The 11,798-nt window shown below is 68.7% G+C and carries 10 protein-coding genes and 1 riboswitch; of the genes, 7 read left to right on the top strand and 3 right to left on the bottom strand.

Annotated features, from left to right (window positions below; genetic code table 11):
* Positions 1-22 precede the first annotated feature (22 nt).
* From ACFQZQ_RS08205 to ACFQZQ_RS08195, 3 genes are all read right to left on the bottom strand, one after another.
* On the bottom strand, positions 23-841 hold the full coding sequence (locus tag ACFQZQ_RS08205; RefSeq protein ID WP_386812262.1) for a UDP-2,3-diacylglucosamine diphosphatase: 819 nt from the start codon (positions 839-841) through the stop codon (positions 23-25).
* Positions 838-2,622: a GNAT family N-acyltransferase gene (locus tag ACFQZQ_RS08200; protein WP_386812261.1), complete on the bottom strand. Its 1,785-nt coding sequence runs from the start codon at positions 2,620-2,622 to the stop codon at positions 838-840. The genes ACFQZQ_RS08205 and ACFQZQ_RS08200 overlap by 4 nt, the downstream gene beginning before the upstream one ends.
* A 175-nt stretch (positions 2,623-2,797) precedes the next feature.
* Positions 2,798-3,286, bottom strand: coding sequence for a hypothetical protein (locus tag ACFQZQ_RS08195; RefSeq protein WP_386812260.1), 489 nt, complete (start codon positions 3,284-3,286; stop codon positions 2,798-2,800).
* 218 nt (positions 3,287-3,504) lie between these two features.
* On the opposite strand from ACFQZQ_RS08195, the gene metK reads away from it, so the two are divergent.
* The 7 genes from metK to ACFQZQ_RS08160 all read left to right on the top strand — a co-directional run bounded on the left by metK (position 3,505) and on the right by ACFQZQ_RS08160 (position 11,768).
* Positions 3,505-4,737, top strand: a complete 1,233-nt coding sequence (gene metK / locus ACFQZQ_RS08190; RefSeq protein ID WP_386812259.1) for a methionine adenosyltransferase — start codon at positions 3,505-3,507, stop codon at positions 4,735-4,737.
* Between the two features lie 224 nt (positions 4,738-4,961).
* Positions 4,962-6,599 (top strand): SDR family NAD(P)-dependent oxidoreductase, encoded by a 1,638-nt coding sequence (locus ACFQZQ_RS08185; protein ID WP_386812258.1) that lies wholly within the window; start codon positions 4,962-4,964, stop codon positions 6,597-6,599.
* Positions 6,600-6,736: 137 nt separating this feature from the next.
* Positions 6,737-6,823, top strand: a riboswitch (S-adenosyl-L-homocysteine riboswitch).
* Between the two features lie 59 nt (positions 6,824-6,882).
* Positions 6,883-8,328, top strand: coding sequence for an adenosylhomocysteinase (gene ahcY / locus ACFQZQ_RS08180; RefSeq protein WP_386812257.1), 1,446 nt, complete (start codon positions 6,883-6,885; stop codon positions 8,326-8,328).
* Between the two features lie 143 nt (positions 8,329-8,471).
* Positions 8,472-9,296 carry a methylenetetrahydrofolate reductase [NAD(P)H] gene (gene metF / locus ACFQZQ_RS08175; RefSeq protein WP_386812256.1) on the top strand — a complete coding sequence of 275 codons (825 nt, stop codon included), beginning with the start codon at positions 8,472-8,474 and terminating at the stop codon, positions 9,294-9,296.
* A gap of 154 nt (positions 9,297-9,450) precedes the next feature.
* A complete protein-coding gene (locus ACFQZQ_RS08170; RefSeq protein ID WP_386812255.1) occupies positions 9,451-10,086 on the top strand; it encodes a hypothetical protein in 636 nt (211 codons plus the stop codon).
* Between the two features lie 127 nt (positions 10,087-10,213).
* Entirely contained in the window at positions 10,214-10,774 is a 561-nt protein-coding gene (locus tag ACFQZQ_RS08165; protein ID WP_386812254.1) for a hypothetical protein, read from the top strand.
* A gap of 76 nt (positions 10,775-10,850) precedes the next feature.
* Positions 10,851-11,768 carry a branched-chain amino acid transaminase gene (locus ACFQZQ_RS08160; protein WP_386812253.1) on the top strand — a complete coding sequence of 306 codons (918 nt, stop codon included), beginning with the start codon at positions 10,851-10,853 and terminating at the stop codon, positions 11,766-11,768.
* Positions 11,769-11,798: the final 30 nt, after the last annotated feature.

Raw genomic sequence — 11,798 nt, 5'->3', positions numbered from 1 at the left:
AATCCGCTGCGCACGCCGGCAATCAGGCCGCCTGCGACCACCGCGCCGGCAGCGCCGCGCGCGGTGGCAACGACGCCAGCGTCTCGCCGCGGTGCGACAGCAGCCGCAGCGTGCCGTCGGGATCCTCGGCCAGCGCGGTCAGGCTCTCGACCCAGTCGCCGTCGTTGGCGTAGACGCAGCCGTCGCGCTCGAACAATCCGGCACGGTGGATGTGGCCGCAGACCACGCCGTCGAGTCCACGCTTGCGTGCATCGTCGCAGCCGGCCTGCACGAAGCGGCCGATGTAGCGCTCGGCCGCGCCGCTGCGGCACTTGAGGAATTCCGACAGCGACCAGTAGCGCCAGCCCCGCCGCCGGCGCACGAGGTTGAGCCAGTGGTTGCCGGTCAGGATCCGGTAGTACAGCCAGTCGCCGAACCTCTCCTGCAGGCCGCCGAACTGGGTGACGCAGTCGTAGTCGTCGCCGTGGGTGACCAGCAACCGGCGGCCGTCGGCAGTGACGTGGATCGCGCGGCGGCGGATCGACATGCGCGGCAGCAGCATCCCGCACAGGCGCCGGATCGGGCGGTCGTGGTTGCCGGGCACGTAGACCAGCTCGGTGCCGGCGCGACGCAGCGCGTGCAGCGCCTCGACCACGCGCACCTGCGCCGCGCCCCACGTTGCGCGACGCTGCGCCATCCACCACAGGTCGACGATGTCGCCGACGAGGTACAGGCGATCACAACGCAGACTCCCGAGAAATTCGGCGAGTTCCGCGGCGTGGCAGTGCTTCGAGCCCAGGTGCACGTCCGAAATGAACACCGCGCGCTGGCGCGGCGGCAGCTGCACCAGTTGCGGCGTCACGCCGCGCCCTCGCCGAGCGCGATGTCCGCGACGGGCGCCGTGCTCGCAGGCGTCAGGTAGCGCTCGCGCTTACGCGGTCGCAGCTGCTGCAGGTCGAGTTCGATCAGCCCATCGACCGCATCGCTGAACGCCGGATCGACCCCGAACGCGAGGAAGCGCGCGCCGCCGGGTTCGCACAGCTCGGTGTACTGCTTGTAGAGCATCGGCAGGGTCGCACCGAGCGCGTCGAGGTTGTGCTTCAGCACCTTGAAGGCGGTGGCAGCATCGAGCGTGTCGAACTGCGGCGGCGCGGCCTGGTAGGCGAACGGCTGGCGCGACTGCGCGCAGGCTTCGTCGCTGCCGTGATATCGCCCGCCGTAGAAGTGCGCGTAGTAGGCGACGATCTGTTCGCGCGCGGGCAGCGGCAGCGCCGCGCTGATCGACACCGGCCCGTACAGGTAGCGCACGTTCGGGTGGCGCGCGAGGTAGGCGCCGATGCCCTGCCACAGGTAGTCGATGCTGCGTCCGCCCCAGTACTCGGGTACGACGAAGCTGCGCCCCAGCTCCATGCCCGCGGCCAGGCGCGGGATCGCGTCGTCGGCGTAGCGGAACAGCGACGCGGTGTAGAGCCCGGCCAGGCCGCGCTCGCCCAGCACCGGCGCGCCACGCGCGACCCGGTAAGCGCCGGCGACCTTGGACGCGGCGTCGTCCCACAGCACGATGTGCTCGTACCAGCTGTCGAACAGGTCGACGTCCAGCGCCTGGCCGGTGCCCTCGCCGACCTCGCGGAACGTCAGTTCGCGCAGCCGACCGATCTCGCGCAGCAGCGGCGCGCCGACCGCGAGCCGGCCGACGCGGATCTGCTTGCCGTCCGCGGTCTGACCCAGCGACGCCATCGCCTCGATCCCGGCACGCACCGCGTGCGGATCGACCGCCGCGACCAGCGGCTGCGGCATCTCGACCGCGGTGTCGCGGGAGGGATAGGCGCGTGCCGCCCGGCGTTCGCGCGGCGTGCCGATCGCGTGCAGCTCGCGGCGCACCTCGCGCAGCAGCCGCGCCGGATCGCCGTCGCGCGGCAGCTGCAGCGGCCGGCCGATCCGCAGCGCGATCCGGCGCGCGCGCCGCGCGAACATCTCGCGCGCCAGCAGCGCGGTGCCAACCGGCTTGAACAATGCCGAGGCGCTGTAGAACAGCGCCGAGTTGCGCGCCTCGATCCGGATCGGCAGCACCGGCGCGCCGGTGGCGCGCGCGAAACGCAGGAAGCCGCGGCGCCAGCGGCCGTCGGTGACGCCGCGCAGTCCCAGCCGCGCGACCTCGCCGGCCGGGAACACGATCACGCACTGCTCCGCGTTCAGCGCCGCCTCGATCGCGCGCAGGCTGTCCGCGCCCGGCCGGCCGCCGAGGATCCGCACCGGCAGCAGCAGCCCATCGAGGCCGTCGAGCGCGCACAGCAGGTCGTTGGCAACGATCCGGACATCCCGGCGCACGCGCCCGACCAGGTCGAGCAAGGCCAGCGCGTCGAGCGCGCCGGACGGGTGGTTGGCGACGATTAGCAAGCGCCCGCTGGCGGGGATGCGCGCGATCTGCGCCGGCTCGGCGGTATAACGCGCCTGCAGGAATTCCAGCGCCGCCTCGACGAACGCGAACCCGCGCAGATGCGCACTGGCGGCGATGAACGCGTCGAGCGCGTCGAACTTCGACCAGCGCCCGATCGTGCGCAACAGCGGTTGCGCCAGCCGTGCGCGACGGCCGCGGAACCAGTACGGGAAGCGTTCCTGCAGGCGGCGTTCGAGCTGGAGCATGGGCAACGCCGGGTTCAGGCGACTGCCGCGTAGCGTGGCCAGGCCATGCGACAGCCCGATGGCAGATTGGCGACCGCGGCAAGACAGGCGACGCAGCCGCATCGCCATCGGCGGCGCGACAAAAAAAACGCCCCGGGGCGCCAAGCATCCCGGGGCGTTAGCTACATGAGCAGGCTTACTTGGCCTGCTTGGACTTCCACTTCTGGTACTGCTCGACCGTCTGGCCACCGCCCGGCACGGCCGGGAAGGTCGGGGCCGCGCAACCCTGCGCCTGTTCGGCCAACGTGACGTTGAGCGGACTCGGGGTCAGGTCACGGTACGAACCGGTGCCCGCGTCGATCGCCAGGCCGATCAGTCCGCCGATGATGACGTTGCCGGCCATCGCCCAACCGCCGCCGGCGCTCATCTCGCTCGCGAGCAGGTTGTTGACCGGGCTGTAACCGGCCTTGCAGACCTCCATCGCCACCGGGTACTTGCGCTTGAGCTTGAAGATGCACGGCGTCTCGCAACGCTCGCCGTTGGACATCGACACGGTGGCGCCCGCGGGCACGCTGTTGATCGCGACCGTCTGGGTGGTGCCGCGGGTCACGGTGGCGCAGCCGGTGGCCACGAAAAAGGCAGCGAGCATCATCGCCAGCGCGAGCGGGCGGAAAAACTTCTTCATCAGGTGATTCCCCTTGGTTACTAGATGCGAAACAGTGCTTGTGCACGCGGCTTCCCCAGCCGCGCGGCGCATCAGGCCACGTCCCGGCACCGGAAAGCAAGAAACTGAACAGAGAATTTTTCGGCCCCCGCCAAATGAAAACGCGCACAATGCGGCAACGCGCGCGAGCCTGTATCATGCGCGGCCATCCTTTCATCCGAATCAAGGGATATTGACCGATGTCCAGCTACCTCTTCACCTCCGAATCCGTGTCCGAAGGCCATCCGGACAAGATCGCCGACCAGATTTCCGACGCCGTGCTCGACGCGATCCTCGCCCAGGACAAGCGCGCGCGCGTGGCCTGCGAGACGATGGTGAAGACCGGCGTGGCGATCGTCGCCGGCGAGGTCACCACCTCGGCGTGGATCGACCTGGAGGCGCTGACCCGCAAGGTGATCCTGGACATCGGCTACGACAGCTCCGACGTCGGTTTCGACGGCGCCACCTGCGGCGTGCTGAACCTGATCGGCAAGCAGTCGCCCGACATCGCCGCAGGCGTCGACGGCTCGGCCAAGAAGCAGAAGAAGCCGGAAGAACAAGGCGCGGGCGACCAGGGCCTGATGTTCGGCTACGCCTGCAACGAGGCGCCCGAGTTCATGCCGGCGCCGATCTACTACTCGCACCGCCTGGTCGAGCAGCAGGCCAAGGTCCGCAAGAACGGCAAGCTCAAGTGGCTGCGCCCGGATGCCAAGTCGCAGGTCACGCTGCGCTACGACGCCGCGCACAAGGTGGTCGGCCTCGATGCGGTGGTGCTATCCACCCAGCATGACCCGGGCATCAAGCACAAGGACCTGGTCGAGGGCGTGTACGAGCAGATCCTCAAGCCGGTGCTGCCCAAGGCGATGCTGGAGAAGCTGCCGAAGAACAAGATCCACATCAACCCGACCGGCATCTTCGTGATCGGCGGCCCGGTTGGCGACTGCGGCCTGACCGGCCGCAAGATCATCGTTGACACCTACGGCGGCATGGCCCGCCACGGCGGCGGCGCGTTCTCGGGCAAGGACCCGTCCAAGGTCGACCGTTCAGCCGCCTACGCCGCGCGTTACGTCGCCAAGAACATCGTCGCCGCCGGCTTGGCCGACAAGTGCGAGGTGCAGGTGTCGTACGCGATCGGCGTGGCCGAGCCGACCTCGATCTCGGTCACCACGTTCGGCACCGGCAAGATTTCCGACGAGAAGATCGAGAAGCTGATCCGCAAGCATTTCGACCTGCGCCCGTACGGCATCGTCAAGATGCTCGACCTGATCCACCCGGTGTACCAGTCGACCGCGGCGTACGGCCACTTCGGCCGCAAGCCCAAGGAAGTCAGCTACGTCGACGGCGCCGGCAAGAAGAACACCGCGACCGCATTCTCGTGGGAAAAGACCGACAAGGCCGACGAGTTGCGCAAGGACGCCGGCCTGAAGAAGTAAGCCGCACCGCCTCGCTCTGCGGGGCGTAGCGACACCGGAAACGGGCCGCCTCGCGGCCCGTTTTCTTTTCCGATCGGCCGCTCCAGCTTTCGTAGGAGCGGCTTCAGCCGCGATCGGAAACCGTGTCGACCGCCAATTTCCAGAATCGCGGCTGAAGCCGCTCCTACAAACTCGTTACGGATTACGCTGCTTTGACCACCGCCACGCCTGCCGCCATTCCGCCCATGGCCGACACCGACCCGACGCTCCCCGAGCGCCTGCGCGCCGCCCTCGAACTGCTCGAGTCGATCGCGGCCGACCGCACGCTGCTCGACGCCGTGCCCGCCGACGACCGCAAGCGCCTGCACCAGGCCGTGGCCCGGGTCTACCACCCCGACCCGGGCGCGCGCCGGCAGAAGCTCAAGGCGCTGGAGCGCGAGCGCAATGCGCAGAACATCCGCCGCGCCGACGCGCTGCTCGAGCAGACCGGGATCCGCGCCCTGCGCCGCAAGCCGGTGTTCACCACCCCGAACTACTTCGTGCCCGAAGGCTTCGGGCCGCGGGGTTTCGCGCCGGACGCCAGCGCGCCCGCAACCATCGGGCATGGTGCGACCGAACACCAGGCCATCCAGCCCGAGGCGATCGGCGACGACGTCGCTATGCCGGGGACCGAGTCCCGCGAATCGCCCGAACTGCTGCACTGCTACGTCTGCAAACAGAAGTACACGCTGGTCCACCACTTCTACGACCAGCTGTGCCCGGCCTGCGCGGAGTTCAACTACTTCAAGCGCACCGAATCGGCGGATCTCAGCGGCCGCATCGCGCTGCTGACCGGCGGCCGGGTCAAGATCGGCTACCAGGCCGGGCTCAAGCTGCTGCGCGCCGGTGCGCGGCTGATCGTCACCACCCGTTTTCCGCGCGACTCCGCCGCGCGCTACGCGCAGGAACCCGACTTCGCTGCGTGGGGCGACCGGCTGGAGGTGTTCGGCCTGGACCTGCGCCACACCCCCAGCGTCGAGGCGTTCTGCCGCGAGCTCAACCAGCGCCTGCCGCGCCTGGACTTCATCATCAACAACGCCTGCCAGACCGTGCGCCGCCCGCCGGAGTTCTACGCGCACATGATGGAAGGCGAGACCGCCGCGCTGCACGAGACCCCCGAAGCCGTGCGCCAGCTGGTCGGCAGCTACGAGGGCCTGCGCAGCTACGACCTGCTGCCCGAGGCGACCGCGTCGGCGATGCAGCTTTCGCTCGGCCCGGACGGCAGCGACGCCGCCGGCCTGACCCGCCCGGCGCAGCTGTCGCAGATCCCGCTGCTGGCCGAGGAGCTGCTGGGCCAGAAGCACCTGTTCCCCGAGGGCCGGCTCGACCAGGACCTGCAGCAGGTCGACCTGCGTGGGCGCAACTCGTGGCGCCTGCTGATGGCCGAGGTGCCGTCGGTGGAGCTGCTGGAAACGCAGCTGGTCAACGCGATCGCGCCGTTCATCATCAACGCGCGGCTCAAGCCGCTGATGCTGCGCACCGACAACCGCGACAAGCACATCGTCAACGTGTCGGCGGTCGAGGGGCAGTTCTACCGCAACTTCAAGACCACCCGGCACCCGCACACCAACATGGCCAAGGCCGCGCTCAACATGATGACGCGCACCGCCGCGGCCGATTACCACGGCGACGGCATCCACATGAACAGCGTCGACACGGGCTGGGTCACCGATGAGGATCCGGTCGAGATCGCCGCGCGCAAGACCCTGGAGGAGCGCTTCCACCCGCCGCTGGACATCGTCGACGGTGCGGCGCGGATCGTCGACCCGATCATCGCCGGCCTCAACACCGGCGAGCACGTGTGGGGGCAGTTCCTCAAGGACTACAAGCCGACCGACTGGTAAGTCCCCGCGGCGAACGCCCTGCCCGCGGCCGGGGTCGCGCGGACCGGTGCCGGATGGCCCCGGCTGTTAATGCCCGGCCGGCGGCGTCGCGATAGAATGGCCGCCGGCCCGGATCCGCAACGGATGCGCGCCACCACCCCGCCGAGGGGCGCTGCAAGCCCGGCCCGCTACGCGGGCAAGGGATCAGGCTCGGCGGGAGGCACTCCCAACCGCGCCCGATTGCTGCGAGTCACTCGCACGAGTCCGCACCGCGCGTGCCGACTCACCAAATCGGAGCTACACCATGAACGCAGTCGCGAAGACCTTCTCGACCGAAGGCGACTACAAGGTCGCCGACATCTCGCTGGCCAGCTGGGGCCGCAAGGAACTGGACATCGCCGAGCACGAGATGCCCGGCCTGATGTCGATCCGCAAGAAGTACGCCGCCACCACCCCGCTCAAGGGCGTGCGCGTGACCGGCTCGCTGCACATGACCATCCAGACCGCGGTGCTGATCGAGACCCTGAAGGACATCGGCGCCGACGTGCGCTGGGCGTCGTGCAACATCTTCTCGACCCAGGACCACGCCGCCGCCGCGATCGCGGTGACCGGCACCCCCGTGTTCGCCTGGAAGGGCGAGTCGCTGGAGGAGTACTGGGACTGCACGCTCGACGCGCTGACTTTCCCCGGCACTGGCGCCGACAAGTACCTCGGCCCGCAGATGGTGGTCGACGACGGCGGCGACGTGACCCTGCTGATCCACAAGGGCTACGAGCTCGAGAACGGCAGCGACTGGGTCAACACCGCGTCGGGCAACCACGAAGAGCAGGTGATCAAGAACCTGCTCAAGCGCGTCCACGCCGAGCGACCGGGCTTCTGGCACACCGTCGTGCGCGACTGGAAGGGCGTCTCCGAGGAGACCACCACCGGCGTGCATCGCCTGTACCAGATGCTCGAGGCCGGCTCGCTGCTGGTGCCGGCGATCAACGTCAACGACTCGGTCACCAAGAGCAAGTTCGACAACCTGTACGGCTGCCGCGAGTCGCTGGCCGACGGCCTCAAGCGCGCGATGGACGTGATGCTGGCCGGCAAGGTCGCGGTGGTCTGCGGTTACGGCGACGTCGGCAAGGGCTCGGCGCACTCGCTGCGGGCCTACGGCGCGCGCGTGGTGGTCACCGAGATCGACCCGATCAACGCGCTGCAGGCGTCGATGGAGGGCTTCGAGGTCAACACCGTCGAGTCCACCCTCGGCCGTGGCGACATCTACGTCACCACCACCGGCAACAAGGATGTGCTCACGCTCGCCCACATGCAGGCGATGAAGGACCAGGCGATCGTCTGCAACATCGGCCACTTCGACAACGAGATCCAGGTCGATGCGCTGTACGCGTCGGGCGCCACCCACACCAACATCAAGCCGCAGGTGGACAAGTACACGTTTGCGAACGGCAACTCGATCTTCCTGCTCGCCGAAGGCCGCCTGGTCAACCTGGGCTGCGCCACCGGCCACCCGAGTTTCGTGATGTCGAACTCGTTCTCCAACCAGACGCTCGCGCAGATCGACCTGTGGGCCAACAAGGACAGCTACGAGGCCAAGGTCTACATCCTGCCGAAGAAGCTCGACGAGGAAGTCGCGCGCCTGCACCTGGAGAAGATCGGGGTGAAGCTGACCACCCTGACCGCCGAACAGGCCGCCTACCTGGGCGTGTCGGTAGATGGCCCGTACAAGCCGGACCACTACCGCTACTGATCGCTGGTCGCCAGACCGTGCGGAGAAGACGGGCGCCTCGGCGCCCGTTTTTTTTGCCTTGTCCTGCATGACGCCCCGCCAGCGTTATTTATTTCATCGCGATAGAGCGATAGACTCATGCCATTCCTCGCGAGCCGCCACGCATGACCACCCCGATCAGCTTCGAGTTCTACCCGCCCAAGACCGACGAGCAGCGCGCGCAGCTGGACAAGACCGCGACCAGGCTCAAGGCGCAGTCGCCCGACTACGTGTCGTGCACGTTCGGCGCCGGCGGTTCGACCCTGAGCTACACGCCCGAGACCGTCGACCACCTGCACCAACGCCACGCGCTCAACGCCGCGCCGCACATCTCCTGCGTCGGCGGCACGCGCGCCGAACTGGGCGAACTGCTGCAGCGCTACAAGGCAATGGGCTGCAACCGGCTGGTCGCGTTGCGCGGCGACCTGCCCTCGGGCATGGGCCACACCGGCGATTTCCGCTACGCCACCGAACTGGTCGAGTTCATCCGCCGCGAACACGACGGCTGCTTCCACATCGAGGTCGGCTGCTACCCGGAAACCCATCCGCAGGCCGACGACGCGCACGCCGACCTGCGCCACTTCAAGGCCAAGGTCGACGCCGGCGCCGACGGCGCCATCACCCAGTACTTCTACAACGCCGACGCGTACTTCCGCTTCGTCGACGACGCCCGCGCGCTCGGCATCGGCATCCCGATCGTGCCGGGGATCATGCCGATCTCGAACTTCACCCAGCTTCGAAGGTTCTCCGAAGCCTGCGGCGCGGAGATCCCGCGTTGGCTGGCCAAGCGCATGCAGGCGTACGGCGACGACGTCGAGGGCATCCGCGAGTTCGCCGCCGACGTGGTCGCGCAGCTGTGCCGGCGCCTAGTCGACGGCGGCGCGCCGGGCCTGCACTTCTACACCTTGAACCTGTCGAAGCCGACCCTGAATGTGCTCGCACGGCTTTGACACGCGCACGCGCGAGGCGTGGTTGCGCGCTGAACGCAAGCGAAACCAACACGTCGGCGCTGGTTTACTGAGGTTCAGCCCCGCGCGTTTTTCACACATGGCGTAGACACTTGCGTGCGCAGCATTACCCACAACCTCCCGTGCGTAGTGCGCCATGAAAACCTTGCCGATCGCCGCGTTCGTCGCCACCCTCATCGCCGCGCTGTTGCCGTTGTCGCAACCGGTGCGCGCAGGCAGCGGGATCCAGCGCTGCGAAGGCGCCGACGGCACCGCGGTCTACACCGACCGCGCCTGTTCCAGCCTCGGCGCCAAGGCGACGCCGATCTCCGGCGAGCTGTTGACCCGCATCGCGCGCGACGAAGCCGCGAACCCGTCGGACAACGCCGGCGAGATGCTGGCCGGACCCGCAACCACGACACTCACCGCCGCCGCCCGCCGTTCACCGTCGGCCGGCTGCGCGCGTACACCGACCCAGTTGTCGATGGACCTGCAAGGCTCGCTCGCTCTGCACGACGTCAACCGCCTCGCCGAGAGCTACCACTGGGTCGGGCAGTCGCATCGCCAGGCGCAGCAATTGATGCAGCAACTCGACCGGCTGGCATCCAAGCAGTTGCTCGATGCGCACTTCTTCGACGCGCAGATCGGCCCGGGCGGCATGCAACTCGCGAACGCGGGTCGCGGCAACGGCAACGCCGGCGTGATGCAGTTGACCTTGGGCGGCGATGGCTCGCCGCAGGTGGTCGACTTCGACGTGCTGCGCTACGCGGGCTGCTACTTCATCGTGCTCTGACCGCGGTGTAGGCAGGCCGGCGTCGCCGCTGTTCTGACGCCCGCGACTAGCATTAGTGCGCGCGACGACGAGTGTCTCGTCACCGCTGCACTATCCGCGTTCGGCAGCCAACGCTAGTCTTGGTGAGATGCGGCTCCCCGACTCAATCGTGTTGTTGTTCGTGCTGCTGCTTGCAGGCGCGTGCTGGCCCGGCGTCGCCCACAGCCAGATCCGACGCTGCGCCGGCCCGGACGGCACGTCGATCTTCACCGACCGCCGGTGCCAGGACATCGGCAGCGTCGAGCGCCTGCCGCGCGAGCCCGCGTCCGGTGCCGCGGGGGCATCGCGGATTTACAGCCGCGGCTGCGCGCGCAACCTGCAGGACCTGGTCTATGAGCTGACCACGGCGATCGACTCCAAGGACGCCAACCGCCTGGCCAGCGTCTACCACTGGCCGGGCATGTCGGGCAGCACTGGCTACCAGGTGCTGGCGCGGCTGGACGGCATCGTGCGGCGGCCGCTGGTGGACATCGTCCCGGTGATGCCGGCCTCGCCCGACGGCGTCGACGGCGACCTCTATCCGCAGACCAGCGTCCGCCGCGCGCCGGTGGCGCTGCGCGTGGAGCAGACCCTGGCCAACGGCAGCACGCCGTCGCGCACCGTATTCGGCCTGCAGCGGCACTTCGGTTGCTGGTGGGTACGGCTCTGAGCGCGCCTCGGTAAGGCCGGCCGCGGACCGGCTCCAGTAAACTAGCCCGCTTCCGACGCCAGCCCGCGAGTCCCGCATGAGCATGCAATACCCCGAATGGATCTGGCACAACGGCGCGATCAAGCCCTGGGCCGATGCCACCACCCACGTGATGGCGCATGCGCTGCACTACGGCTCGTCGGTGTTCGAGGGCATCCGCTGCTACGAGACCCCGAACGGCCCGGCGATCTTCCGCCTGACCGACCACAATAAGCGCCTGTACGCGTCGGCCAAGATCTACGACATGGAGCTGCCCTACGGCCTGGACGTGGTCAATGCCGCGTGCCGCGAGGTGATCCGCAAGAACAACCTGCGCAAGGCCTACCTGCGTCCGTTCGCGTATCGCGGCCTGGGCGGCTTTGGGCTGTCGGCCGACACGCCGGTGGAGATGTCGGTGGCGTCGTGGTTCATGGGCCCCTACCTGGGCGAAGGCGTGCTCGAGACCGGCATCGACGCCTGCGTGTCGAGCTGGCAGCGCTTCGCGCCCAACACCATCCCGGCCGGCGCCAAGGCCGGCGGCAATTACCTGTCGGGCCAGCTGATCGCGCGCGAGGCGCGCCGCCTGGGCTTCGGCGAGGGCATCGCGCTGGCCTCGACCGGCCTGCTCAGCGAAGGCGCCGGCGAGAACCTGTTCCTGGTATTCGAGGGCGCGCTGCACACCACTCCGGTCAGCGCCGCGCTGCTCAACGGCATCACCCGCAACACGATCATCCGGCTGGCGCGCGACGCCGGCATCGAGGTTGTCGAGCGCGACCTGCCGCGCGAGTACCTGTACCTGTGCGACGAGCTGTTCATGTGCGGAACGGCGGCGGAGATCACCCCCATCCGCTCGGTCGACGGCCGCCAGGTCGGCGCCGGCAAGCCCGGGCCGCTGACCCGCCGCATCCAGGAGCTGTTCTTCGGCCTGTTCGACGGCAGCACCCCGGACAAGTACGGCTGGCTGGAAGCGCTGTAGGGCGGGCTCAAGCCCGCCATCACGAAACAG

Origin of the sequence: Lysobacter koreensis, from assembly GCF_042677045.1 — a bacterium.
In the GTDB taxonomy this organism is placed as follows: domain Bacteria; phylum Pseudomonadota; class Gammaproteobacteria; order Xanthomonadales; family Xanthomonadaceae; genus Lysobacter_K; species Lysobacter_K koreensis.
The sequence above is the reverse complement of the archived record's forward strand: the minus strand, read 5'-3'. Positions and strand labels throughout refer to the sequence as shown.